20 protein-coding genes are annotated in these 25,935 nt (G+C 62.9%); 11 read left to right on the plus strand and 9 right to left on the minus strand.

All coding sequences use genetic code 11. From position 1 onward, the window contains the following. Nucleotides 1–94 precede the first annotated feature (94 nt). From kdpA to AC1Q7H_RS10060, 3 genes are read right to left on the minus strand one after another with little or no spacing between them, the layout of a single operon-like run. Nucleotides 95–1,915, minus strand: a complete 1,821-nt coding sequence (kdpA, locus tag AC1Q7H_RS10050; protein ID WP_492381219.1) for a potassium-transporting ATPase subunit KdpA — start codon at nucleotides 1,913–1,915, stop codon at nucleotides 95–97. Beyond that, on the minus strand, nucleotides 1,915–2,004 hold the full coding sequence (gene kdpF / locus AC1Q7H_RS10055) for a K(+)-transporting ATPase subunit F (RefSeq protein WP_078199188.1): 90 nt from the start codon (nucleotides 2,002–2,004) through the stop codon (nucleotides 1,915–1,917). Before kdpF ends, kdpA begins: the two co-directional genes overlap by 1 nt. Then, the gene (locus AC1Q7H_RS10060; RefSeq protein ID WP_492381220.1) at nucleotides 2,004–2,168 is read right to left on the minus strand and encodes a hypothetical protein; all 165 of its coding nucleotides are present in this window, start codon (nucleotides 2,166–2,168) and stop codon (nucleotides 2,004–2,006) included. The genes kdpF and AC1Q7H_RS10060 overlap by 1 nt, the downstream gene beginning before the upstream one ends. Before the next feature lie 402 nt (nucleotides 2,169–2,570). Between AC1Q7H_RS10060 and AC1Q7H_RS10065 the strand changes: the two genes are divergently transcribed. The 3 genes from AC1Q7H_RS10065 to AC1Q7H_RS10075 all read left to right on the plus strand — a co-directional run bounded on the left by AC1Q7H_RS10065 (nucleotide 2,571) and on the right by AC1Q7H_RS10075 (nucleotide 4,328). Beyond that, on the plus strand, nucleotides 2,571–3,119 hold the full coding sequence (locus AC1Q7H_RS10065) for a universal stress protein (RefSeq protein WP_492381221.1): 549 nt from the start codon (nucleotides 2,571–2,573) through the stop codon (nucleotides 3,117–3,119). A gap of 121 nt (nucleotides 3,120–3,240) precedes the next feature. Continuing rightward, complete coding sequence (locus AC1Q7H_RS10070; RefSeq protein ID WP_211982428.1) at nucleotides 3,241–3,462, plus strand: DUF2188 domain-containing protein; 222 nt, start codon at nucleotides 3,241–3,243, stop codon at nucleotides 3,460–3,462. A gap of 86 nt (nucleotides 3,463–3,548) precedes the next feature. Continuing rightward, nucleotides 3,549–4,328 carry a PTS sugar transporter subunit IIA gene (locus tag AC1Q7H_RS10075; protein WP_492381222.1) on the plus strand — a complete coding sequence of 260 codons (780 nt, stop codon included), beginning with the start codon at nucleotides 3,549–3,551 and terminating at the stop codon, nucleotides 4,326–4,328. A 335-nt stretch (nucleotides 4,329–4,663) separates the two neighbouring features. Here the strand turns inward: AC1Q7H_RS10075 and AC1Q7H_RS10080 are convergent, their stop codons facing one another. Beyond that, nucleotides 4,664–6,061, minus strand: a complete 1,398-nt coding sequence (locus AC1Q7H_RS10080) for a replication initiation protein (protein WP_492381223.1) — start codon at nucleotides 6,059–6,061, stop codon at nucleotides 4,664–4,666. A 1,366-nt stretch (nucleotides 6,062–7,427) separates the two neighbouring features. Here AC1Q7H_RS10080 and AC1Q7H_RS10085 point away from each other — a divergent pair. Together AC1Q7H_RS10085 and AC1Q7H_RS10090 are read left to right on the plus strand one after the other, a co-directional pair. Further along, nucleotides 7,428–8,639, plus strand: coding sequence for a ParA family protein (locus tag AC1Q7H_RS10085; RefSeq protein ID WP_013958495.1), 1,212 nt, complete (start codon nucleotides 7,428–7,430; stop codon nucleotides 8,637–8,639). Beyond that, nucleotides 8,636–9,607, plus strand: coding sequence for a ParB/RepB/Spo0J family partition protein (locus AC1Q7H_RS10090; protein WP_035817758.1), 972 nt, complete (start codon nucleotides 8,636–8,638; stop codon nucleotides 9,605–9,607). The genes AC1Q7H_RS10085 and AC1Q7H_RS10090 overlap by 4 nt, the downstream gene beginning before the upstream one ends. A 1,937-nt stretch (nucleotides 9,608–11,544) precedes the next feature. Here AC1Q7H_RS10090 and AC1Q7H_RS10095 read toward each other — a convergent pair. Continuing rightward, entirely contained in the window at nucleotides 11,545–12,714 is a 1,170-nt protein-coding gene (locus AC1Q7H_RS10095) for a tyrosine-type recombinase/integrase (protein ID WP_492381224.1), read from the minus strand. A gap of 1,121 nt (nucleotides 12,715–13,835) precedes the next feature. Next, nucleotides 13,836–14,804, minus strand: a complete 969-nt coding sequence (locus tag AC1Q7H_RS10100) for a helix-turn-helix domain-containing protein (RefSeq protein WP_492381225.1) — start codon at nucleotides 14,802–14,804, stop codon at nucleotides 13,836–13,838. Nucleotides 14,805–15,048: 244 nt separating this feature from the next. Between AC1Q7H_RS10100 and AC1Q7H_RS10105 the strand changes: the two genes are divergently transcribed. Further along, entirely contained in the window at nucleotides 15,049–16,536 is a 1,488-nt protein-coding gene (locus AC1Q7H_RS10105; protein WP_492381226.1) for a flavin monoamine oxidase family protein, read from the plus strand. Nucleotides 16,537–16,655: 119 nt separating this feature from the next. Continuing rightward, nucleotides 16,656–18,035, plus strand: coding sequence for an arylsulfatase (locus AC1Q7H_RS10110; protein WP_492381227.1), 1,380 nt, complete (start codon nucleotides 16,656–16,658; stop codon nucleotides 18,033–18,035). Nucleotides 18,036–18,390: 355 nt separating this feature from the next. Here AC1Q7H_RS10110 and AC1Q7H_RS10115 read toward each other — a convergent pair whose 3' ends face one another. Then, nucleotides 18,391–19,314: a LysR family transcriptional regulator gene (locus AC1Q7H_RS10115; protein WP_492381228.1), complete on the minus strand. Its 924-nt coding sequence runs from the start codon at nucleotides 19,312–19,314 to the stop codon at nucleotides 18,391–18,393. Between the two features lie 179 nt (nucleotides 19,315–19,493). Here AC1Q7H_RS10115 and AC1Q7H_RS10120 point away from each other — a divergent pair, with 179 nt between their 5' ends. The 4 genes from AC1Q7H_RS10120 to AC1Q7H_RS10135 all read left to right on the plus strand — a co-directional run bounded on the left by AC1Q7H_RS10120 (nucleotide 19,494) and on the right by AC1Q7H_RS10135 (nucleotide 23,500). Further along, complete coding sequence (locus AC1Q7H_RS10120) at nucleotides 19,494–20,519, plus strand: TauD/TfdA family dioxygenase (protein WP_211982412.1); 1,026 nt, start codon at nucleotides 19,494–19,496, stop codon at nucleotides 20,517–20,519. Nucleotides 20,520–20,603: 84 nt separating this feature from the next. Beyond that, the gene (locus tag AC1Q7H_RS10125) at nucleotides 20,604–21,587 is read left to right on the plus strand and encodes a Bug family tripartite tricarboxylate transporter substrate binding protein (RefSeq protein WP_492381229.1); all 984 of its coding nucleotides are present in this window, start codon (nucleotides 20,604–20,606) and stop codon (nucleotides 21,585–21,587) included. A gap of 10 nt (nucleotides 21,588–21,597) precedes the next feature. Continuing rightward, a complete protein-coding gene (locus tag AC1Q7H_RS10130) occupies nucleotides 21,598–22,380 on the plus strand; it encodes a class II aldolase/adducin family protein (RefSeq protein WP_492381230.1) in 783 nt (260 codons plus the stop codon). A gap of 58 nt (nucleotides 22,381–22,438) precedes the next feature. After that, nucleotides 22,439–23,500: a LysR family transcriptional regulator gene (locus AC1Q7H_RS10135; protein ID WP_492381231.1), complete on the plus strand. Its 1,062-nt coding sequence runs from the start codon at nucleotides 22,439–22,441 to the stop codon at nucleotides 23,498–23,500. Here AC1Q7H_RS10135 and AC1Q7H_RS10140 read toward each other — a convergent pair. Both AC1Q7H_RS10140 and lipP1 read right to left on the minus strand, forming a co-directional pair. After that, on the minus strand, nucleotides 23,475–24,902 hold the full coding sequence (locus AC1Q7H_RS10140; RefSeq protein ID WP_492381232.1) for an aldehyde dehydrogenase family protein: 1,428 nt from the start codon (nucleotides 24,900–24,902) through the stop codon (nucleotides 23,475–23,477). The genes AC1Q7H_RS10135 and AC1Q7H_RS10140 overlap by 26 nt on opposite strands. Nucleotides 24,903–24,927: 25 nt before the next feature. Further along, nucleotides 24,928–25,890, minus strand: coding sequence for a LipP1 family hormone-sensitive lipase (lipP1, locus tag AC1Q7H_RS10145; protein ID WP_492381233.1), 963 nt, complete (start codon nucleotides 25,888–25,890; stop codon nucleotides 24,928–24,930). Between the last annotated feature and the right edge of the window lie 45 nt (nucleotides 25,891–25,935).

The raw sequence follows: 25,935 nt of genomic DNA on the forward strand, positions 1-25,935 counted from the left end.
GCAATCCGCTGGAGACACCCGGCACCCGCGTCTGCATCGCAGTGCAGGTACCGGACGTGTCGGAATGCTCGATATCTCTTCGTCAGTGGTCGTCTTACTTCGCCGCGGTGGCCGTCACCGCGCCCTGCAGCTGCTCGGCAACCGGCCCGAGCGCCAGGGCCGGCACATAGGTCAGCGCGCCGACCATCAGTACCGTCCCCACCAGCAGGACGACAAACAGCGGGCCGTGCGTCGGCATCGTGCCGCCGCTGGGCGGCACGCGCTTCTTGGCCGCGAGCGAGCCCGCCAGCGCGAGGACCGGGATGATGATCCAGAACCGGCCGAACCACATGGCCGCTGCCAGCAGCGTGTTGTAGAACGGCGTATTGGCAGAGAGGCCCGCAAAGGCGCTGCCGTTGTTGTTGGCCGCCGACGAGAGCGCGTAGAGGATCTCCGAGAAGCCGTGCGTGCCGGGATTGAACACGCCCGCTCGCCCTGCTTCGGCCATGACCGCCACCGAGGTGCCGAGCAGCACCAGCAGCGGCGTGACCAGGATCGCCACGGCGGTCATCTTCATTTCGTAGGCTTCGATCTTCTTGCCGAGGTACTCAGGCGTGCGGCCGATCATCAGACCGGCGATGAACACAGCGAGCACTGCATAGACCAGCATGCCATACAGCCCCGAGCCGACGCCGCCAAACACCACTTCGCCCAGTTGGATCAGCAGCATCGGCACCAGCCCGCCGATGGCGGTGAACGAGTCATGCATCGCATTGACCGCGCCACATGATGCCGCCGTCGTGATGGTGGCGAACAGCGCCGATGCCGCCATGCCGAAGCGCGTTTCCTTGCCTTCCATATTGCCGCCGGCCTGCAACAGGGAGCTGGCATGGTCGACTGGCAGGCCGGACAACGCAGCATTGGCCATTTGTTCGGACATCGCGGCGACGCAAGCCATGGCGACAAAGATCACCGTCATGGAAGCCAGCACCGCCACCCCCTGTCGCCTGTCCCCCACCATCTCGCCGAAGGTAAAGCACAGAGCCGCCGGGATCAGGAAGATCGCGAGCATCTGGATGAAGTTGGCCAGGGCATTCGGGTTCTCGAACGGATGCGCCGAGTTGGCATTGAAGAAGCCACCCCCGTTGGTGCCAAGCATCTTGATGGCCTCTTGCGAGGCGACCGGCCCCATCGCCAGCGTCTGCTTGTCCGTCTTCAGGTCTTCCGTCACCGGCTTGCCCTGCGCATCGAGCACCGGCTGCCCGGCCGCATCGACCTTGGGCTGGCTGTATTCGACTGGCGTGACCAGGCTGACTTCCTTGTAAGCATCGAAATTCTGGATCACGCCCTGGCTCACCAGCGCCAGCGCGATCACCGTGGCAATCGGCGCCAGTACATACAGCGTGATCCGGGTCATATCGACCCAGAAGTTGCCGATGGTGGCCGCGCTCTGGCGCGCGAAGCCGCGAATCAGCGCAAACACCACGGCGATGCCGGTGGCCGCGGACAGGAAGTTCTGCACGGTAAGCGCGAGCATCTGCGTCAGATAGCCCATGGTCGACTCACCGGCATAACCCTGCCAGTTGGTATTGGTGACAAAGCTGATCGCCGTGTTGAAGGCCGAGTCCGGCGTGACGGCACCGAAGCCTTGCGGATTCAGCGGCAGCATGCCCTGCAGGCGCTGCAGCACATAGACGGCCACCACGCCAAGCAGGTTGAAGGCGAGGAGCGCGATGGTGTATTGCTTCCACCCCATCTCGGCGTCGGCGCGCACGCCGCCCAGGCGATACAGCAGTCGCTCCAGGGGGCGCCCCCACGCGGTCAGCGCGTAGCGGCCATCCTCCACGGCACGCCGGAGATAGCGCCCAAGGAACGGTGCGCACGCCAGGAGGATGGCGAGATACAGGAGCAGCAGGCCCACGAATTGCGAGAACATCAGAATTTCTCCGGCCGGAACAGCGCAACGAGGAGGTAAACAAAAATGGCGGCTGCCAGCGCGCCGCTCAGCAGATCGGTCCAGCTCATCACAGCCCCCTGTCCGACGCGCTGTCTTTTACCCGCGTCTGGTTATGCGGACCGCCGTGCCCGGTGCCCGCCGAAGATTGCGGGGCCAGCACGACGCACAGCCCCAGCAGGGCCGCGCTCAGCACGGCAAAGCCAATCAATACGATCAGAAAGATCCCGTCCATGACAAAACACCCTTGCGTGGTTTCCGCTTGGAGCTTAGCGACGGGGTCGTAAAAACTGGGTAGAAAGGTGATCGGTATGTATAAAGAACGCATAAAGATCAGCCCAAACGGCCCAGGCGAGCGAACAGAACATCACCTCGCTGCCTGTTGGCGGCCTGATCAACAGCGGCAGATTCACACCTGAGATGACTCCAGGACTGCCCGTTCCAATGCGCTGGCTGGTTGCCCACCGTCATCGAGCAAGGAACTGCCAGATCGGGCCGGTGCTTCTTTATCGGATCTTTATGCGCTGATGCCATTTATTGATGCAAGGTAAACGCGATCTCGCATACGCTGGTTGCATAGGACTTCCGCGCCGACAAATCTTCGCTAGCGCGGTGCCGCTACCAGTGTTGAACCACCATGATCAAGCTCCTCGTCGCTGTTGACGACTCAGATAGTTCGTTATGTGCCGTCCGGCACGCAGCGTTCCTCTATAGAGAGGTCAGCGTTTCGCAGATTGTGCTGCTCAACGTGCAAGCTCCAATTGAGCATGGAAAGGCCAGCGCCTACCACTCCCTCGCCGAGCTGCGAGAGCGAGAACGCAAGGAAGGGGAAGCCGCACTGGCACGTGCAGCCGAAATCCTTGACGATTCCGGTGTGGATTACGTGGCGCAGATCGGCATCGGCTCGCCCGCGAATACGATATTGAATGCCGCACAGGCGTGCCAATGCGACGGTATCGTGTTGGGTCTGTCAGCCTGGGCGCGGGTCTTGGCCCTTGCAGGTGCCGGTACTCCGGCCAAGGTCATGCGACGCTCCCGCGTACCCGTCACGCTGGTCAATGCCCCGCACGCGCAGGTCCCATCCGAGTTCACGGTGCACCGGCCACGCACCAGTCATGCACCCCCTGCGCTTGTCGTCTATCCGTCTGCATCCTTGCCTCGATGCGTTGACAGGCTTGCCCACTGAGTGCCCCCCTCAGGGCCTGCTAGCTCGGCGCTCTCCATGAAGGCAGCCCAAAAGCAGGTCCAGCTAACAATGCGCGATCGACACTCGTAAGTGAAATGCGTTGGTCGGCAAAAGGAGCCCCATGTCCGCCGAACTCCAAGTCGTCCCCTACGGTAACGGATGGGATGTCATCTACGAGCGCGCGCGGAATGCAGAGTCACACCATCCTACCCGCGAGGCCGCGGTGGTGGCTGCGACCGTCCAGGCCAGGCGCGATGGTGCGATCCTCGTCACATTCGATCGCGATGGCAACGAGATCGCCCGGCACGACTACGGCACCGCTCACGCGGCATGGATAGCGTGACACGCGCCTCGATCATTCAACGGCCTATCCTCCGAACCGGGTCGGATGTCAACGACGCACCTGTCCGTGCAGGCCGTTGCGTGACAATGCATATCACCATCGATGCAAAGCACGCCGCCCCGCTGCGGCATGCCTTGATTCGGGAATGCACCGATCAGTCCTGGTCAATCCGCCTGGCCATATTGCCGGGAGGCGCACGTATGCGCCTTTCGTTGACCCTCCCCAAAGCGGCTGTCAGCGACGCCATGCTTCAAATCGTAGAGGCTGCACCAGGGGCGGTTGTGGGGCAACTTGTCGAAGTCCCAGCTGAACCGACTGATGCCTGGAGGGACTTGATGCGAGGCGGCGGGGTACAAAGCCCTGATTCTGGCTGCCAAACTCGGCCTCTGGCGCAGTCGATCGGAAACCTCCTGTGCGAAGCGAATGTCGTGCTCCGACTCGACGCTCCGGACCAGCCGTCGCTGTTTCACAGCCTCGGTGCGCTTGCTGCCGAACGGTATGGACTGAGCGCCGAAGTGGTCGCCGCCGCTCTTACCGCGCGTGAAGCGTTGGGATCGACCGGCCTAGGTCAAGGTGTGGCCGTCCCCCACGGCCGCATTGCGGCGATACCGCGGGCAATAGCTTTCTACGTCCGACTCTTGAAGCCGATATCGTTCAATGCGCCAGACGGGGAGCCGGTAGGAGATCTCGTCGTCCTGCTCTTCCCGGACTGGGATATTTACACACACCTGCACATGCTGGCCAGCGTGGCCCAGAGCTTCTGCGACCGGCACTTTCGCTCATTGCTTGAGAATTGCGTCGATGCCAATTCCGTGTACACGTTGTTCTCCAGCTACGGATCTTCGCGGAAGCCTGTCTGGCGTTGAGGCTCAGGCTTTTGTGAGGTTGCGGTCTGCTGCTTCTCCTGGCAAGCCAGAGGTTGCGATCCTACCGTGATCTGAGCGGTCTGGCTTGCTGACGCCCCTCTGACACGAGTTTTCAAACAGCCTCACCGAAGAGCGGACACTCCGTGTCTAGCAGCGAATGGGACGATTGGCTGACGTGTCGAGATCCTGAGAAGGCCCGGACATACCTCCGACTCCTGCCCGCTGAATATATGGAAGCCGAACCGGCTCCTATGCCACCCCGAAAGGAAAGAGCCGGTTCGTCACAACAGGATCTGGGGTAAAACACGATCAGCCAGGCAGGAAAGCTGCGGCCTTCAGGCGCGCAAGGAGGCCATACGCCCAAACACGAATTGGCCCAGGTACCATGCCAACTCTGAATTCGCCAGGATGATGTCTTCGGATACGGACGATGCCTCCAGCCTCATCCGCTTCAACACAAGCTTGCCCTCGCGCGAGGCCAACCATGCCCGGACAAAATCCCCTCGCGCTTTGGTATCCGCTGCCCCGAAGTGCTCGCGCCCTTGCCGCGATTCTTCATTCATGCGAGTGCGGGTCTCGTCTTCACGCGAGGCAACACTGCGCTCCACGCTGGTCTTGACGGCGATCTTCGCGGCGTCCTTCTGTTCTTCCTCGACAAGCAGCTTGGTCTGGACCTGGACCATCGTGCGCTCAGCCTCTGACATGCGCCAGTTGTCACGCAAGGCCTTCATCAAATAGCCTGCGGGACTCTTCTTGACCTGACCGCGATTGAGCTTGAAGCGCGTGTACTCGATCGCCTGCAGGATGCGATCATCATTCCATGTCTCGCGGTTCTCGGAGAGCTCGCCGAACTGCCGGGTTGAGAGGTTGAACTCTTCCTTAAGAATCTTATAGATCTGGCTGGCATCGGACAGGCTTGCCATGACAGCGTCGGCCGTGTCCTTACGCTTGAGGAGAAAGCGAATCCGGTCAACCTTCTTCGAGGAAGTGGACTCGGTCTTGGTCTCGTAGGACAGCTCGATGTCCGAGATCTCATTGATTTCGCGGACCGCAGGCTCCAGCCAGTCGCGCTTGAAGTATTTGAAGATGTTGGCATTCGCGCCCATCTTTCCCGGCCAGGTCCGCATCTCATCAAGTTTGATCCAGTCCGTACGCCCGTTGGGCACATTCGGCAAGACCTTGTCATAGATCGCACGCGCGAGACTGCGGGTAAATGCCGTTGAGATGCGAAGGCTGAGCCAATGAGACTTGCGGGGATCTCGAATATGCGGGATCAAACTGTGATGCACATCGAACCGGACGCGGCCGCGATGCATCGCCACCATGCCGATCAACTGGACCTGGACCCAGATATCGTTCTCATCTGGCTCCCGGTCTGACGGTGTATTGGTCACGCGAACCTTGGCGTTCTGCGCCTCGTCCGCGATAGTACGCAGGTGCTTCAGGTTCCGGCTGTCATAGCGCATCAACCACTTAAAGTAGTTCAGCTCGACATCGTATTGGTCAGGAACCTCCGGCTCTTGTGCCACGATGAAATACGCGGCATCCAGGAACCGTCGTGCCGCCAATCCCATGTTGACAATTTCCGTGAAGAAATTGTTGCGCTGATAGCCGATTTCACGGTTGGCCTCGTTGATGGGCATCCCGAGGTCAAACATGTCCTCAAACAATGCCAGCGCCATTTGGCGAGGCGTCGTCCTCGCTTTGACCTCCACCGGATTGTCCGTCTCCATACGCGTCTTCCCGCTCGTTTTATTGCTCGGGCGACTCTAGCATGTGATGGTGAGGTCCTGTCAACACAACAAACCTCACCTTCAGGTTGATCCGTCGGGCTGTCGGGTCAGCGTGGGTCAATGCGCACAATGAATCTCACCTGATGCACAACCAACCTCACCGATCTCCGTCACGCGAATCGTTCAAGCCTAGGACCAGTCTGGGCAAAGCGGACTTGTCCACAGGTGACGCACAATACATCTCACCTTCGGGGTGTTTGCACAATGAGCCTCACCTTGTCGGGGAATAGACCTCACCGTGATCACACAGTAAACCGCACCTTAGCGACACACGGAACCTCACCTTTGACACAGCTAACCTCACCTTTGAAAGGTTAAGTCCTTGATCAACAAGGATTTCGCAATTCTCTGTTTGTAAGTTGGGTGGTTTACTTCAAAAACATCCAACCAACATAACCCCGGCAGTCACGATGCGAACGGTGCGCGTCGGGACCCTTCGAGTTCTGCACACGTGCGTACCCATTTCTGCGTGCCGATTGATGTGATTTAACCGGGATTGCGCCGAAGCAATAGGATCGACTGACCTGTCCGACGCTACGGAGCTGGCAAGAGGATCGCTGGAAGTCCTGTAATGACCCGCGCTCAGCCTCATGGTGAGGTTCTTTGTGCATGAGATGAAGGTGAGGTTTTTTGTGCTGGCGATTGCCGAGGTTAAACCTTGCACAATGAACCTCACCGTCCGATGAAAGGGTCTGGCCGCTCAAAGGATGGTGAGGTTGATTGTGCATCGGCTGGCACGTGCACCCTCGCTCCCTGACTCCCAGCCCTGAAAAGGGGTGTGTCATTGCGACGAGATGCTGCTCCAGCACTAGACCATGCTGCAGAGCAGCACAAATAACCTCACCATCACTGTTCTTGCCTGACGGACTTCTTTGTCTGGGCCGTGTAAAGGTGAGGTCAATTGTGCGGAAACGCCGAGCAGGTGCCCTCCCCATACCAAGCCCTGGGCAAGACTTTGGCTGGACGGGAACGAAGGTGAGTTTCATTGTGCCGGATTTCGGCGAGTTCACTTCTCCGGTTTTGCCGAACGGCACAAATGACCTCACCTTGCCGGCGCCCGAAAGGCGATGTAGCCATTGAAGGTGAGGTCATTTGTGTCACGCTTTGGGTCCGCCAATAAGTCGAGGGATCTCCCAGCGCTTATCGGGTACCTCATGTGAACCCCACGACGTCCCAAAACTGCCTAAAGCTTAGGCAAAATCGTTGTTTTCAAAGAAACTCTTATTCAAAATCAGCGATTTATGAGCCGTTGCTCATGGATTTCCTGTATTCTGAGCTTTCTCGAATTTTCCGGATAAACCTCAGAATGGTGAAAACGAGCCAACTTCCAGCAGTCGACCGAACTGTACCGCTAGAGCAGATATCTCAGTTCGCGGAAAGGGTCACCATTTTTACGGACGAACTTCGCGAGACGATTCTCGCACCGCGGCCGCGAAAAACCGCCCCGATTTTTAAGACGGGGGAGATTGCAGACCTATGCAACATCTCCCACTCGCAAGTTCAGTACCTCGCGACCAAGGGAGATGGAGAATTGCCGCCAGGAAAGGCCGCCGGTACTGGGCGTACCCGGACCTTCACGCTGGAGGAGGCACGCATCTGGGTGCAGAAGGTCTCCGACATTTATCAGACGCCGCTCGTCACAGGCACGAGAGAGCCTGAAGGAAAAATCATTATCACCGCCCAGCTCAAGGGCGGCTCGGCCAAGACTACCACGACTATGTGTCTGGCTCAGGGGCTGACATTGCGTGGCCGAAAAGTCCTGGTTGTCGACCTGGATCCTCAGGCCTCGCTCTCGGAACTATGTGGTTTGTATGCCGAGAAGGATGTCACGCCGGAAGACACGGTCTTGCCCTATATCTATGATCAGCAAATCGAAGGGGGACTACAGGGAAGCATCCAGTCAACCTATTGGGATGGCCTTGACTTGATTCCGGCGCACACCGAACTGATTGGGGCAGAGTTCCATCTGCCCGCGATGCAGAAAATCAAGCCTGGCTTTCGCTTCTGGACGGTGCTGAGGGAAGGGTTGGAGCCATTGCGCAAGCACTATGACTATATCCTCATGGATACGTCTCCCTCGCTTTCCTACATGAACCTGAACGCCTTGCTTGCGGCAGACGCGATGGTCATGCCGATGGTTCCTGAGAACCTGGACTTCATCAGCTCGCTGTCTTTCTGGCGCTTGTTTTCAGACGTCTCCAAAAGCTTCATCAAGTATGAAGCCGACAAGAAATACGACTTCGTCTCGTTGTTGCTCTCCAAGGTCGATTATGGGCGCACCTCGTCGGCACCCATCGTGCGTGCCTGGGCGCAGAGCGCTTATGAGAAGTGGCTGCATTCGATCGAAGTGCCGGCGAGTTCGGTGATGAGCACTGGGGCGCTGGCATTCTCGACGGTGTTCGACGTGAGTAGCACGCATAGCGCGGCCAAGTCGCTGACCCGCGTGCGTCAGCCGATCATGGACTATTGCCGGTGGTTGGATGAGATCTACGCAGAAAAATGGAGGAGCGCGCAATGAGCAATATGCGAGAACAGCTGCTGGCTAAGACGGCGGGCATCCGCAAGACCTCGGCAATTAATCAGGACGAAGTCAAGCGTAGCGACCGAACCCAGACCGCGCCTGGCCTCACTGGGGCACTGGCCGTTGCGCAACTCCGTGTCCAGGAGTTGGAGGCAACCGGCGTAGCGTCGCAACTGGCTGTTGCCGATATTGTGCCGAACCCATGGCAGCCTCGGCGCGTGTTCAATGAACTCAAGCTGTCAGAGCTTGCAGAGTCCATTCGTGAGGTGGGGCTCATGCAGCCTATCGTGGTACGCCGCGCTGAATCCGGCTACCAGATTGTGGCAGGGGAGCGCCGCTGGCGCGCCCACAAAATGCTTGGGCTCGATACCGTCAAGGCCGTCGTCGTGGAGTGTTCTGATGCTGATATGGCGGTGCTCGCCATGGTCGAGAATATCAGCCGTGACGACCTTTCCGACTATGAAATTGCGCTGTCTGTCCGGCGGACAGAGAAGGAATTTCCGTCCCGCGTACGACTTGCGGAGGCGCTCGGCCTGTCCAAGAGCGGTCTCTATCGATTCCTTAGCTTCGCGCAGTTGCCAGATTTCGTGTTGAAGGATCTCGACCTTCAGCCGCGACTGCTTGGCGGAAGCGCGGCCGAAGCCATTGTCACAACGATTCGGAAGTATGGAGAAGCCGGCAACGATGCTGCGAAGGAGATTTGGCCGCTCGTAGCATCGGGAAAGATGGAGCAAGGTAAGGTCGCTGGCGCTATCAAAGCACTCGCAACCCGGCGCGCTTCGGCGCCAAGTTCCGCGAGTGAGCGAAGCATTGACAAGTTTTTTTCCGGCAAGGAACAGGCTGGTTCCATTACGAAGGACGTCAACGGCTTCACTGTGAAAATCAGAGCTGGGGTCCTGTCCGAGGCCCTGGAGACGCAAATCCGGCAGCTCATTAGCGAATCGTTTCACCACCAGCCCAAGTAAGTACAGCTTCAGGTAACCACGCCCGCTTCGAGCGGGCTTTTTTTTGCCCAACGCTCAGCATGGGCCACGCTCGCTGACCTTCCGAAGTTGGGTCGGTCCCTGGCACGTCTTGGTGATCTTCCCAGTTTGGGGCGGTGCCAGGCGCGGCTCAATGATCTTCCCAAGTTGGGACGGTGCCCCGCACGGTTCGCCGACCTTCCCAAGTTGGGACGGTCCGCACGGCTCACCGATCTTCCCAAATTGGGACGGTGCCCCGCACGGCTCGCCGACCTTCCCAAGTTGGGACGGAGCCCCGTACGGTTCGCCGACCTTCCCAAATTTGGACGGTGCCCCTCACGGCTCGCCAACCTTCCCAAGTTGGGACGGTGCCCCGCACGGTTCGCCAACCTTTCCAAGTTGGGACGGTGCCCCGCACGGCTCACCGATCTTCCCAAATTGGGACGGTCCGCACGGCTCGCGCCAGCCTTCCCAAATTGGGACGGTGCCCGGCGCGGTTCAATTGATCTTCCCAAGTTGGGACGGCGCCCCCACGGCTCGCCGACCTTCCCAAATTGGGACGGCGCCCCCACGGCTCGCCGACCTTCCCAAATTGGGACGGTGCCCCGCACGGCTCGCCGACCTTCCCAAATTGGGACGATGCCCCGCACGGCTCGCCGACCTTCCCAAATTGGGACGGTGCCCCGCACCGCCCGCCGACCTTCCCAAGTTGGGACGGTGCCCCGCACGGCTCGCCAAGCTTCCCAAGTTGGGGCGGTGCCCCGCACGGCTCACCGATCTTCCCAAGTTGGGACGGTGCCCGGCATGGCTCACCGACCTTCCCAAATTGGGACGGCCCCGCACGGATGCCAGCCTTCCCAAGTTGGGACGGTGCCCCGCACGGCTCACCGATCTTCCCTAGTTGGGACGGTGCCCGGCATGGCTCGCCAATCGTCCCAAGTTGGGACGGTGCCCGTACGGCTCGCCGACCTTCCCAAGTTGGGACGGTGCCCGGCATGGCTCGCCAATCGTCCCAAGTTGGGACGGTGCCCGTGCGGCTCGCCGACCTTCCCAAGTTGGGACGGTGCCCGGCGCGGCTTGCCGATCTTCCCAAGTTGGGACGGTCCGCACGGCTCACCGACCTTCCCAAGTTGGGACGGTGCCCCGCACAGCTCGCCGACCTTCCCAGGTTGGGACGGTGCCCCGCACGGCTCGCCGACCTTCCCAAGTTGGGACGGCCCCGCACGGATCGCCAAGCTTTCCAAGTTGGGACGATGCCCCGTACGGCTCGCCGACCTTCCCAAGTTGGGACGGTGTCACGCACGGCTCGCCAGCCTTCCCAAGTTGGGACGGTGCCCCTCACGGCTCACCGACCTTCCCAAATTGGGACGGTGTCAGGCACGGCTCGCCAGTCTTCCCAAGTTGAGACGCTGCCCGGCACAGCTCACCAACCTTCCCAAGTTGGGACGGTGCCAGATATATGCGCGCGCAGACCTTCCAAGTTGATCCGCTGCTAGGCCCGCTTTACGACCACCTCAAGTTGTGATGGTCCCATCTACGGCTGCTAGTCTTCCTAACCTGGGACGCTCATAGTGCGGCTCGCCGACCTTCCCAAGTTGGGACGGTGCCCCGCACGGCTCACCGACCTTCCCGCGTTGGGCGACGCCGGCATTCGAGTCCGCTTGGTGCCTCCGCCGCGGAGTCCCCGGAAAATATTGGCTCGATCCAGGTGCGACGGCCGGCCTCTCAACGGTATGGCAAGCGCGGACGTACCCCGGCCACATAACCGCATGCGCCAATGCTAGGTCAGCTTGACTTCGACCCAACCGCAGGGAATTTATTGCTCACCGGGCAGAGCCATAGAGTGTTCTCGCACCCGGTTCTTCACCGCCTTCCACGGCCAGCCGAAGGCAACCGCCCCACACAGCGAGAGAGCGCAGGAATGGCTGGCGTCTGACACGCTACGCGGCGCCCGGGATTTTGCCGGCCAGCGCAAAAGCTACATCTTCCAGCGCCTCGTGGGTGTACCGCCGCGTGGTGTTGATGTCGCGGTGTCGCAGGGCGCGCTGCACGTCGGTTACCGGCACGCCGGCGCGTAGCAGATGCGTGGCATGCGTATGCCGCAGCCAGTGCGTCGATGCACCTCGGAGCCTGGCCGCCTCTTCGCTGCGGTCCTCCCGCTCCAGACGGTCGGCCGCTTCCGCAAATGCTGTACGCACGATGGCATAGATTCCCTGGCGCGTACGAAGCGGCCGGCTCAGCTTTCGCTGTAGCTCAAACGGATCGACCGGCGGCACAGCGCGTTGACGCCCACCGGCGATCGCCGGGATGACTGCTGCGGTGTCGGTGGGGCTAGGCATGGGCGGCAGCCCTACCAAACGGCGAAAGCGTGCCAGTTCGTCCATCGCGTTGTCGCAGGGCACCAGTTGATCGTTGCCCCCCTTGGCTTGACGGATGCGCACGGTCCAGAACGCACGGGACCGGCCAGGATGGCGTTCGAAATCCGCCCAAGTTAGTGCAGCTACCTCGGAGGCGCGCAGCCCCGTCTGGAACAGCAGCGCAACTAGCAGGCGGTCGCGCGCGTGGTGTAGCTGCGCCCACCGCGTCGGCGCCGGGCGTGCTTCAATCGCTTCGAATACCGCTGCCACCTGTTCCAGTTCGAGGAACCTCCGCTGGGAGCCGGGCCCTGTGGCAGAGCGCTCTCGCGGCACTGGCGCGAACGGATTGATCCGCAGAGCCCCAACCCGTACCAGCCAGTCGAACAGGCTACCCACGATGACTGCGCTCTGGCGTCGCGATGCTTCGGAAAGCGGGCCGCGCAGCGGTCGCCAAGCCGCGCTGCCGCGGCGAACTCGGCCGTTGCTGACCGCGTGCGCGGGCGGGTCACGCAAGAAGGTAAGGTAGTCGCTGGCATGAGTCACCTGCCAGGTGGCCAGAGGCCGGCCCTGCGCGTCCGCATACCAAAGCAAGCGCCGCGCCTCGAGCTCGTACTGACTGCAGGTGCTGGCGCGCAGACCGAGACCCGCGGCGGCCTTGGCGTCTAGCCATGCGCGCACCAGCTCGGCGTCGGAAAGCCCGCCCGGCAATACTGGGCTAGGCAGTGCGTTCGGCGTGAGGGGCGACGTATTCATGGGAGGCTTGGGGCAGGGGTAGTCTGGGCCGCGTCAATGGCAGGGCCCGGCGACGGTGGCCGGGCGGCCAGCGCATAGACCGGGCAAAGCCAGCGCCGGGTTCTCGGCCCTGTGATCCATTATATCCAGCTAATCACTTACCATTATTCGGATAATGGTAAGTAGTATTCCTGGTCGACGCCACGGCAACGCAGGCCCACGCCGCCATCCTCGACGTGGAATGACTTTCTTCCCACGACTGGGGCCGGGCAGCTCCACCTATTGCCGTGTGCTGACTTCCTAAGGCATCCGTCCTGCCGCGGTTGTTGAAGCGCCCACGGACGCTGGCCACGCCGCGCACGTGGATGTTGCGCGGGCCGCCCCATCTAAGATCAGCGCGGCTGCGGCAGATGTCCGGTTAGCGGACGGAGGTGAGGGCACAATAAGCCACTGATTCTTAACAATTTTATCCGCGCTCCCGTTCGTACCATCCGAAAATGCATAGCAAAACGCAATGCCGATAATTATTGCGGTATGAGCGCAAGTTGTTGGCCAGACGGGCGGGAAGACCGTCCGCCCAACGCTGTCCCGCTTTTCACTTATCCTCGCCAGAGAATTCGGCAGGTTCCGAGCCTGTAATGTCCCGATCGTGCCGACTACCGGTGCAGTTCCGAATGATCTGTTCGGCCAGGAAGTCGCAAGGCGGGTGCTTGGACTTTGCCCTGCGCGCCAGGACAAGTTCCAGCGAGGCGAGTTCATCAACGGCGACCTAAGCGAAAGACTCACCGCCTTCCGACGGCGCATGGCGGAGCTACCCGCTGAAGTGGCCGAGTTCCTCGACCGGTTAGGGCGAATTGCTGAAGCCAAACCCCAAGGTTTTTAATGCGCCCCACGCAAATTGACGACAGTGCTTCGGAGTCGGTGACAACTTTCCCTTGTTCTACGGCGGGCGGCGGCCGTTCCACGCTGACTACAACATCCTCCAACCTAGTTCGCCGTCGTCACACAAATTGCGGAGGTCCCACTTTTGCTGCGGTACACGAAGGAGCCCGGCTACCATGTCGGGCGGACATTCCGAGTGATGTCGGCCGGCAGGCGGAATGTCGACTTGCTGGCCCCCGAGGAGGCGGCCGAAATAAGGGTCAGCGGGCCAAATGGAGCGTTCCACAGGTTCGAGCTGTCTCCGACGGCAGATAGCCAAACATGAGCCGGTAGTCCGCCGCGAACCTGCCCATGTTAACAAAGCCCCAACTGGCGGCCACAACATTGATCTCCGGCGCATCGGCCTGTCGCAACACCTTGTGTACCGATGAGAGTCGCACGGCACGCATGTATGCCTGTGGAGTAACACCTGTGACGTCCAAGAAGGCAGTCTGCAACGTCCGACGGCTGATGCGCAGCAGTTGGCAGAACTCTAGGAGGCCTGCGGGCGAACCCGGGTTCTTCATCAAGTGTTCGCGGCTGCGATTGACGATCTCGCTGTAGGTCAACCGCGTCACGTCATTGCGGCGCCGGGCTGGTTGTGCATCGATCAGCAGGCAGAAAAGGTGTTCGAGAATGCTATCGCGCAACGCCGTGCGCGCCGCCTGATGCGTTAGGGCTCCAGGATTGTCCGCGGCAGCCAATAGGCAATTGCCGATGCCGGCCGAGGCGTGCTGGCGTGCCGGCTGGCTGGTTTCGAGCAAGGGCAGGCTGGCCCACGACATACCATCGACGCCGCCAAGGTATTCGGCATACTGGGCGAAGGTCTCGTCGCGAATCACGATCCCTACATGGTCAGTCCGTCCCGCTGTCTGGACGGCCCAGTCGCCCCCTCCCTGCAAATGCCCGATGGTAGCGCCGACGGCGCGCCCCTGGAGCGTCGAACTGCTCTCGGACATGGAGATGCCGAACGTACGCCAGCCCTTCGCCAACCAGCCTTCCTGCGCTGTCGGGACGTTGACCTGTTCACGGTACACGACAACATCCCCGGCCAGATCGAAGCGCTGGAGGGTACCCTCGAAGCGTCCTGGTCCGGTCTGGAGATAGCGCTGGTGGAATTCGGGAAGGCCACGCGCGTGATCGTCGGGGTCTGTGGTCGACGAGGCATGGCAATGTCCGGCATTGAACATATAGAGCCTGCAACGGTAACTCTGGGGCAGGTCGCCGCCCGCCCGGCGCGAGCATTGTCTCCGTTGCGGTCGGCGAGGTGGTATCGGGACTTACGCCAATCATCGGATTGTGCGTCATGCAATGCATCCAAGGTCTGCCGCCAATTTGTAACAGGGCTTCAGGAATGGGTTGCCAATGCTGGATACCGCCTGCGGTCAGTTTAATCCTATGCTGAGCGGAACTTGACTCAGGACATCAATCACCATGGAAAAGAAGCTTCCCGTCACCGGCAAGGCTCCGGCGTCGATCGACCGTCGTGGTTTCATGCGCCGTACCGGTGCGGGTGCGGGGGCGATGGCGCTCGGCAGCGCGATTAGTTCGACACAGGCCCAGGCAGGCAGCGCCGGCGAGGTGCGCCGCAAGGCAAAGGCAAAGGGTGTCGACTACGACGTCATCGTCCTTGGCGGTGGCTTCGCCGGCATCACCGCAGCGCGTGACTGCTGCAAGAACGGTTACCGCACGCTGGTGCTGGAAGCGCGCGATCGCCTGGGCGGCCGTACGCATACCAGCGATTTCGCCGGCCACCAGGTCGAACTGGGCGGCACCTGGATCCACTGGTCGCAACCCTTCGTCTGGTCGGAGGTGCAACGTTACAAGCTGGAAGTGGTGGAAACGCCGGATGCTCAAGTCGAACCGGCCGGCGCGGTGACCGTCGTGCTGGTGGACGGCCGGCGTGAATACCTGAAGTCGCCCGAGCAACTGGGTGCGGTCTTCGGCGCGTTCAACCAGTATTTTGCGAAGGCGGGCGAGATGTGGGAGCGCCCGTACGACGCATCCCACGGCTGGAAAGCCATCACTGGGAGCGACCGGCTTAGCGCGCGGGATGTCATCGGCGGCATGAAGCTGACCCCGGTCCAGCAGGTGGTCCTCGAATGCTACGCGGCCGGGCTAGCGCATTGCCCGCCGGAATTGGCATCGCAGGTGGATGTGAACCGCTGGTGGGCGCTACCTGGCGGCAATCTGCCGGCGCTGCGCGATGCGGCGGGGCGCTATCGCTTCAAGCACGGCACCGTCAGTCTGATCAACAAGATGGTGGCGGACGGCAAGCCGGAAATCCGCCTGGGCACGCCCGTACGTTCGGTCGAGGACCGGGGCAGCCATGTGGTCGTCACCACGGCCACCGGCGAGCGACTGAGCGCGGCCGGGGTCATCGTGGCGCTGCCGATGAATGTGCTGCCCGGCGTGCAGTTCTTCCCGCCTCTGGATGAAAAGGTGGCGGCCGCCGGGCGCGAGCGGCACGCGGGTGTGGGCATCAAACTGCTGACGAAGGTGAAGGGGCGTCTTGCGGAGGGCCGCGTGACCGCCCTGGCATCGCCTACGCACCCGCTCTCGCTGACGTCGACCTATGCCATGGCCGACGACCATACCATTCTCGTCACGTTCGGGCCTGATCCGAAGCGAATCGACTATCGCGACAAGGCCGCCGTGCAGCAGGCCCTGCGGGACTTCTTCCCCGACGCAGTGGTGGAGCAGGTCGAGTTCTACCCGTGGACCGAAGACCCCTACAGCCTCGGCACCTGGGCCAACTATCGGCCGGGCTGGTTCGGGAAATACTACGCGCACTTCCAGCAAGATCGCGGCCGCGTCATCTTCGGCCAGGGCGACCACGGGGAAGGCTGGCGCGGCTTCATCGACGGCGCGATCGGCGCCGGCTCCCGGGCGGCCGTGCGGGTCAGGACGCTGCTCGGCTGATGCATTCCTTCCCAATCCATCCAGGTAACGCCGGCATGAAACCCATCCATCCGATACAGTCAGCGCCCGCTCGGCGGGCAGTTCGGCTCGTCGCTGCCGCTCTGCTTGCCGCAGGGGCAGTGCTCACTTCGGTTGCATCGGCGCAGGCGTCGCAGAAGCCGAACATCCTGTTCATCCTTGCCGACAACCTCGGGTACGGCGAACTGGGGGTCTATGGCGGCGGAGAACTGCGCGGCGCACCCACGCCGCGCATCGACAAGCTAGCCGCCGAGGGCATGCGCCTGACCAACATGAACATGGAGCCGCAGTGCACGCCGAGCCGCTCCAGCATGATGACCGGCCGCTATGCCATCCGCTCGGGCACCTACGCGGTGCCGATCGGCGGCGTGGCCGATGGCCTGACGCAGTGGGAAGTCACCCTCGCCGAGTCTCTATCTGACGCCGGCTATGCCACCGCGCTCTTCGGCAAGTGGCACTTGGGCAGCCATGACGGGCGCCTGCCCAATGACCAGGGCTTCGACGAGTGGTATGGCATTCCGCGCACTACCAACGAGGCCATGTGGCCGGGCTCCAACGGCTATTCGCCTGAGCGGATGAAGCCAGAATACATCCTGGAAGGCCGCAAAGGAGAAAAGAGCCGCGAACTGAAGGTCTACGACATGGAGCAGCGCCGTCTGATGGATGCGGAACTCACGCGCCGCTCGATCGCCTTCATGGAGCAGCAGGCAAAATCCGGGAAGCCCTTCTTCGCCTTCGCCAGCCTGACACAGCCGCACTTGCCCACGGTGCCGAATCCGCGCTTCGCCGGCAAGACCGGAAACGGCGACTGGGCCGACATGCTGGCCGAAATGGATGACAACGTCGGCAAGATGCTCGATACAGTCGACCGGCTTGGTCTGCGCAATAACACCGTCGTCATCTTCGCCAGCGATAACGGCGCTGAATACTTCAGGCCATGGGACGGTTGGGCTGGCCCCTGGCGCGGTCAGTATTTCACCGCGTACGAGGGCGGCATCCGCGTGCCCTTCATGATTCGCTGGCCGGGGAAAATTCCCGCCGGCGCCGTGAGCAACCAGATCGTGCACGGCGTGGACCTGTTTCCGACCATCGCCGGTATGGCCGGCGCGCGCGTACCGGGTGACCGCCCCATCGACGGCGTGAACCAGGCCACCTTCTTCGAGGGCAAGACCGCGAAGTCCGCGCGCGAGGGCATCCTGATCTGGGTCGACAACCGCCTGCAGGCGGTTAAGTGGCAGAATTTCAAGGCCCACTTCTACCAGCAGGACAATATGGAAGCGCCGCCTCTCAAGCTCGCCGTACCATATCTGTTCGACCTCTACACCAACCCGCGCGAAGATGAGCAAAAGCGCGCCTACGCGAGTTGGGTACTCGGGCCCATGCTCAAGATGATGGGAGCGTTCGAGGCCAGCGTGAAGAAGTTCCCGCTGATTCCAATGGGCACGCCGGACCCATACCAACCACCCGCGGCACCGCCCTGACCGCGCGGACGGTTCGCGCCAGCTGATTCTTTCCCGCGTCGCGCGCCGCCGTCCTCACCCGGCAGTGGCCCACAAGCGCGGCCGCAATTCTTTCCCATCCCACGGAAACAACCCTGAATGCAGATCGCCTGCAGTGGCGCACCTGCGCGCGCGCCTTGCCGGGCGGGGTTCGCGGCGCTGCTTTGCGGGCCCTGCCGGCGCCGCCTAACGCCCCAACATCGTGCTGATACGCGGCGACAATTTCGGCTTCAGCGTGCCGTCCAGCTACAACGGCGGCGCGCTAAGCGTGCATCCGATGTGCGCGTCACCTTGACTATTGCGCTTTGATAATCGACTGCAACAGTGATCAGCCAGGTTAGTCTTTGGACTTTTGCGTCGTGCCCATTTCGCCTTCCCTGCTGAACGCCACCAGCGCCTCGCGGAATTCTAGGCAGAGCGGGGAAAGATAGCCATCATCGCGCCACAACAGGGCGACGTCGGGCTCGCGTAGCTTTTCGCCATCCGCAATAACGCACAAGCCGTGGCCATCCGGTCCCGTCAGCGTGCGGTGCGGCAGCAGCCCGAGCAAGTCAGTGTTTCGCAGCAATTCAGCAATCGGGACACCCGAGCCAGTCCATTCCACCGCGACGTGCGGTGGTGGCAGGCCAACTTCCGCGAACTGGTGGGCCATCACCTGATAGAGGCTCGATGAGGTCTGCGGCAGGGCCCAACGCTCGTTGATAAGGTCGGGCAGTGCCCTGAACGTCTGTCTCCGGGGGTGGTCTTCCCGGGCGACGATGTTCAGCCGCAGCGGTTGCAGCAGGGCGCGGCAAAAATCGCCCGGCACGTCGGCGGTGAGGCCGCCACAGGCGAAGTCGGCCTCGCCAGATTGCAATGCCTGGATTGCCCCGCGCGTGAGACGCGTCTCGACGGCGAAGCTTGCCAACGGGCGATGCGCGAGGAACCGCGCGATCACGGGTGTCAGGAGCGTGGCAACGAGATAGGGCGTCGCCGCGAGCCGGATCTTTCCTGAACGGGCCGCGCGCTGGGCTTCGATTTCCTTTTCGAAGTCATGTGCGGCCAGTACCACCTGCCGCGCGCGGGCCAGCATTGACTCTCCTACCGGCGTAAGCATTACACCGCGTGAACTGCGCTCGAACAGGCGCATGCCGGTATCCGCTTCCAGCCGTCCGAGCGCCTTGGATAGCGCCGACTGCGTCACCCCCAGATATTCCGTCGCCCGATGCAGGCTGCCGTGTTGCGCAACGAGCATGAAGGCTCGCAGGTCATCTATTCGCATCGCATATCGCGTCCATGGTTTGGGTGGCTCTCAGTATTCCAGATTGGAATCACCGCAAACAGACGGGGAATCACCGAGGCCTGCCTCGCTCCGTACAGTAGACCTCCGACACCTGCATGGTCTGGGCTGAAGCAAGGCGCAGCGGGGCCCCGTCCACCGACACAACTGGAAAAACTGCAATGAATACGATCCCGGAATCGCTCGATCCGAGCCTGATCTCTGCCCTGGGTAATGACGTCCGATGCCACGAGCGCGCGCCGGGGCAGCCGCCGCTCTTCATCGAACCGAAGGGCGAGGCCTTGCTGGACCGCGACCGCTTCCGCGCCTGGACGCGACAGGCGAAGCCCGCGCTCGAACAACTCATCGTCCGCCACGGCGGCATTGTCCTGCGCGGCTTTCCTACGCCTGACACTGAGGACTTTGCCGACGTCGTTGACCAGTTTCCGCCGTTCCAGGACGGCTATGTGGGTGGACGCGCCCCCCGCCTGCAGATCGCCGGCCGGGTCATGGAATCGACCCGCCTGGATGCAGGCGTCAAGCTCGGCGTGCATTCGGAGATGGCGTACCGGCGGCAGTACCCGAAGCGCATCGCCTTCTTCTCCCGGCTGACGGCTCCCGTGGGCGGCGCCACCACAATTGCCGACGCGCGCCAGTTCGTCGAGGGCATCGGCCCCGAACTGGTGGCGAAGATCAGCGCCATCGGCATCCGCTCGGCACTGAACTATGGCCCGAGGACAGACACCGTCGAGTCGTCGTACGAAGACCAGGACCGGCATGGCTGGAACCATGCGTTCGGCACGGAAGAGCCCGCCGAGGTCGAAGCGCGATGCGCCAGCCGCGGCCTGGAGCCGCTGTGGCATGACGACGGCTCGCTGACGGTCTTCGCCACGCTGGACCCGTTCCTGCACCATCCCGTCACCGGCAAGAAGCTGTACCGCTCGGGCCTGCATCGTGATCACACCGCGATGAAGGTCCTGGACCCGGAGATGCGCAAGAACAGGAAATACCCCACCGGCATGTTCCTCGCCAATGGAGAACGGCTAAGCGACGAAGACGTCGCGCACATCAATGCAGTGTGCGACCGCTACACCTACAGCTGGCAGTGGTGCGACGGCGATCTGATGATCCTCGACAACCTGCAGGTATGGCACGGTCGCGATCCCTATGAGGGGAAGCGCGACGTACAGGTTGCGCTGCTCGACTGAAGGCAGTTCAGCCCGAATGAGGCCGCGGCACTGCGTGCCAGCGGCTTTCATCACAACATAACGACAACAGGCAGGAGACTACCCATGCGCGCATTCCAGCGCCTCGCCCCCATGGTGGCCATCGCGGCAGCCGCCGTGTCTGGCATCAACGCATCCCGGGCGGCCGAGCCGTCCTACCCCGCGCGGCCGGTCAAGGTCGTCGTGCCGTCCGTTCCGGGCGGACCGATCGATACGGTGTCCCGCCTCGTCAGCGACAAGCTGGGCGCGCGCCTAGGCACCAGCTTCTACATCGAGAACAAGCCGGGCGGCAACGTGCAGATTGGCAGCAATTACGTGGTGAAGTCGGACCCGGATGGCTATACCCTGCTGACCACATCGCCGGCCCACGTCACCAATCCGCTGCTGTACAGCAAGCTGCCCTACGACCCGCTCAAGGACCTGACCGGGGTGGCGATGATGGCCCGCGTGCCGCTGCTGGTGGTGGTAAACGCCGACCTGCCGGTCCGCTCGGTGCAAGAACTGGTGGCATGGGCCAAGGCACACCCGGACCAGATGCGCTATGGCACCTCGGGTGCCGGTTCTACCGCGAACCTGGCTGCCGAACTGTTTGCCATGCACGCCGGCATCAAGCTGAATCACGTGCCCTATAAGGGTGCCGCCGCCGTCCTGCCGGACCTGATCGCCGGGCGCGTCGAGATGACAGTCGATACCTTGCAACTGCTTGGGCCGTACATCAAGTCGGGCAAGTTGCGTGCGATCGCGTTCACCGGCGCGAAGCGAGTGCCGGCGCTGCCCAATGTCCCCACGCTGGCGGAGTCTGGCTATCCCGATGCCGTGGCGATGTCGTGGCTGGCCATCGTTGCACCGTCCAGGACGCCACAGCGGGTCATCGACAAGCTGGCGCAGACGACCACTGAAGTGCTGCGGGAGGACGACGTACGCAAGCGCATCGCCGAGTACGGCATGGAGGCCGATGTCATGACCCCGGCGCAGGTCAACCGCTATTTCGATGCGGAGAGCCAGCGCTGGAGCAAGGTCATCAAGGCCGGAAACATCCGGGTGGAATGAGGAGCCTGACATGAACCAGCAAACCTCCGTTCCCCAGGACGCCGTGCGAGGCCTCGTCAGCGAGGCCGAGTGGCGCGCCCGCGTGGAACTCGCCGCCTGCTACCGTCTGATGGACCGGTACGGCATGACGGACCTCATCTACAACCACATCACGCTGCGCATACCTGGTACCGAACACCTGCTGATCAACGCGTACGGCTACCTGTACACCGAGATTTGCGCATCCAACCTGATCCGGATCGACCTCGACGGCAACGTCCTGCTGGCACCGCAGAACGCCCACGGGTATGAAGTCAACCGCGCCGGCATGGTGATCCACACGGCCATCCACAAGGCCCGGCCCGATGTGTCGTGCGTGATCCACACCCACACCCGTGCCGGCATGGCCTTGTCGGCGCTGGCGTCGGGGCTGTTGCCCATGACGCAGACCGCGCTGCGCTTCTACGGCAAGACCGGCTACCACGACTTCGACAGCCCGGTGCTCCAGCTCGGCCAGCAGGCGCCCCTGGTCAATTCCCTGGGCAACCATGAGGTGGTGATTCTGCGCAACCACGGTCTGCTTGCGGTGGGGCCGGGCGTGGCCGAGGCATTCAGTCGCATGTACTGGCTGGAGATAGCCTGCCGCACGCAGGTAGACGCCATGGCATGCGGTGCCGGGCTGACCCTGCCGGACCAGCAGGCCATCGACGACACGCGTGCCGTGATGGACGCCCGCGACAATACCTTCGGCAAGCGCGAATGGCCCGCCTTGCTGCGTCAGGTGGAACGCATGGACCCCACCTATAAGGACTGACTGGCAATCGCGCGGCGGCGGGTGCCCCGCGCGCAAACTCTTTCGGGGGGAATACCAGATGGACGCTCGCCTGAAGCACGCGGTCGCGGTTGGCCGCTTCGGCTCTTTCTCGAAGGCTGCGGACGTGATCGGCATCACGCAGTCGGCGGCAACCAAGAGCGTTGCCGAACTGGAACGGCGGCTCGGATATCCGGTCTTCCGTCGTACCTCGAAGGGCGTGGTGCCGACCGAGGAGGGGCAGGTATTCCTTGAGCGCGCCCGGCGCCTGCTGGCAGATGCCGCTGACCTGCTTGGCATGCCCAAGCCAGAACCCGGCAAGGAAACGCTGCGCGTGGGCGTGTTTCCCCCCACCCTGGAATGGCTGCTGACCCGTGGCATCGAGCGCCTGCTGGCGCGCTACCCGGAGGTCAGGCTCGACCTCTGCTCGTGCACCAAGGAGCGCGGCCTGCAAATGCTCGAACGCGGCGACGTGGACGTGGCCATTGGCATGGCATCCATGTTCGGTGACCGGCCACAGTATCAGTGCGAGCCCATCGCCGAAATCTGCCCGGAAGCATTTGTCCGGCGCGGGCATCCGCTACTGGCTGGCAAGCCGCCGGCGAATGCCCGGCTCACGGATTTCCCTCTCATCCTGCCCTCGGAGATCTGGCATTCGTCGCTGTATCCTTCGCTGTCCAGGCTCTGCGGCGACGACTGGCTCGGCCGTTGCCACAAGATCGAGAGCCTGGCCCTGTCGTGCAAGGTGGTGGAGTGCTCCGATGCGATCGGGCTGGCGGATATCGGCTTCTCACTGACCGAATACTTCCGCGAGCGCTTTGTCACGCTGCATGATGTCTGCCAGATCCCGCCAGTACGCATCGACTGCGCAGTGCGCAAGCAATGGGAGCCGAAGGCGGCAGCGAAGGCCCTGATTGCGATGCTGCAGGCGATACACGCCGACGGCCGGCCAAGCAGCGACATGGGGAACCGCATGCTGGCTCATCAACATGCCGCGCCCCGGTATGACGACCTCCACGGCGCGTACATAGCTGCCCCCGCGGGCGATATCCCGGCGGGACCGGCCGTGCCGATCCCGCCGGCGCGCGGGGATACGGTCAGGCCGTCCGCAGCACGGCCTTGAACTCCAGGAACTCCGCCAGTCCGTACTCGCCAAATTCCCGTCCGTTGCCGGAAGCCTTGTAGCCGCCAAACGGCGCGGTGAAGTCCAGGGTCGCGCCGTTGACTTGTACCGTGCCGGCACGCATCGCACCTGCCACGCGCGCGGCACGGTCCGGCGATCCGCTCCAGACGTAGGCAGCCAGGCCATAGTCGGTGTCGTTCGCGATGGCGATGGCTTCGTCTTCGTCGTCATAGGGAATCATGCTCATGACCGGGCCGAAGATTTCTTCGCGTGCGATCGCCATCTGGTTGCTGACTTCGGCGAACACCGTGGGGCGGGCGAAGTAGCCGCAGTCCAACCCTTCGGGCCGGCCGGGGCCGCCCGCCGCCAGCCGTGCGCCTTCGCGGATACCGGCTTCGATCATCTGCTGCACCCGCTCGTACTGGCGGCGGCTGGACAGCGGCCCGATCTTGCTGGTGTCGTCCAGCGGGTTGCCCACCGGCAGGCCATTGGCGACGGCAGCAGCGATGGCTACCGCCTCGGCATGCCGGCTGCGCGGCACCAGCATGCGGGTCGGGGCGATGCAGGTCTGTCCGGAATTCATCATGCAGGCGACCACGGTGGTCGTCACGGCCGTCTTCAGGTCGGCGTCATCCAGGATCACGCACGGCGACTTGCCGCCCAGTTCCTGCGCCACGCGCTTGACCGTGGGCGCCGCATGGATGGCGACATCGACGCCGGCCCGTGTCGATCCCGTGATGGAGACCATGGCCACGTCCGGGTGGCGCGACAAGGCGCGGCCGACCAGCTGGCCGTCGCCGTAGAGCATGTTGAAGACCCCGGCCGGTACGCCCGCCTCATGCAGGATCTCGGCGAACAGGCGCGCATCGAGCGGTGCGATTTCCGACGGCTTGAGCACGACGGTGCAGCCGGCCGCGAGGGCCGGTGCCACTTTGGCGGCAATCTGGTTCAACGGATAGTTCCATGGCGTCACCAGCGCGACCACGCCAACCGGCTCGCGCAGGACTTGCGTCGTGCCCTGTTGCACGCTGAAGGGGAACGTCTTCAGCGCGGCAAGGGTGGAGAGGATCTGCGCCAGTCCAGCAGGTACCTGACGCTGTTGGCTGAACCAGAGCGGCGACCCCATTTCGGCCGTGACGGCGTCTGCCAGCGTGGGCATGCGGGTCTTGTAGATGTCGGCCACCCGTTCCAGCAGGGCGATCCGTGCTTCGCGGGTGGAGCGTGACCACGCTGGAAACGCCGCGCGTGCCGCCGCGACGGCGCGGTCAACGTCGGCCTCGCCCCCGAGCGCAACCGTGCCGATTACCGCTTCGGTCGCCGGATTGACGATGTCCGTGAATAAGGCATCGCCGACGGGCGGCACCCATTCGCCGTGGATGTAGAACGTATCGAGTCGCTTCATGATTGTCTCCTTACCGGGGGTAGGGTCAGTGGTTGTTGGGGGTTGCCTCGCGTGTCTCGCTTGCCGCGAATGCGCGCCTGAGTGCGTCGCCGGCCTGGTCGAGTGCTTGTCCGCCCTGCGCCAGTACACCGGGCATCCAGCAGAAGCCATGGATCATGCCGTCGTACCGCGTTACCTCGACGGGGACGCCTGCGGCGGCCAGCTGGCGTCCGTAGGCTTCGCCCTCGTCGCGCAGCGGGTCGAATTCGGCGGTAATGACCAGCGCCGGGGGCAGGCCGGTGTGGTCCGGCGCCAGCAGTGGCGACGCGTAGGGATGTCTGCCGTCCTGCGCGTCGCCCAGGTAGTGGTTCCAGAACCAGGCCATGCCGTCGCGCGTGAGGTAGTAGCCCTCGGCGTTGTCGCGGTAAGAGGCCGTGTCGAAGGCGTGGTTCGTGATGGGATACAGCAGCGTCTGGTGGCACAGGCGGAAGTGGCCCCGGTCGCGCGACATCAGCGCCACGACGGCGGCGAGATTGGCGCCGGCACTGTCCCCGCCCACGGCAACGCGGGCCGGGTCGACGCCGAGCGCGCCGGCGTTGGCCGTCACCCAGCGGGCGGCAGCGTAGGCGTCTTCGACAGCCGTCGGGAACTTGTGCTCGGGCGCGAGCCGGTAATCCACCGACACCACCACGCAGCCGGCCCGGTTGGCCAGCCGGCGGCAGGGCACGTCCACGGCGTCGAGGTTGCCAACGACCCAGCCGCCGCCGTGGTAGTACACCAGCGCGGGTAGCGGCCCGGTGGCGTCCGGCCGATAGATGCGCACCGGCAGCGCGGCGTCGCCGGCCGGCACGGTGCGGTCTTCCACGCTGGCGACCGGTTCGGGCTCGCCGGCAAGCGGCTGGGTCACCAGCGTGGCGCGCGCCTGCTCCGGCGTGCGCTGGTGCAGCGGCGGATTGCCTGCGGCTGCCACAAGGTCGAGGATGTGCCTGGCTTTGGGATCAAGGGCCATGGTGCTTGAGATTCTCCGGAGAGCGGAACGGAAGGGGAGAATGGC

It is taken from the genome of Cupriavidus sp. GW823-FHT06D04 (genome assembly GCF_058795055.1).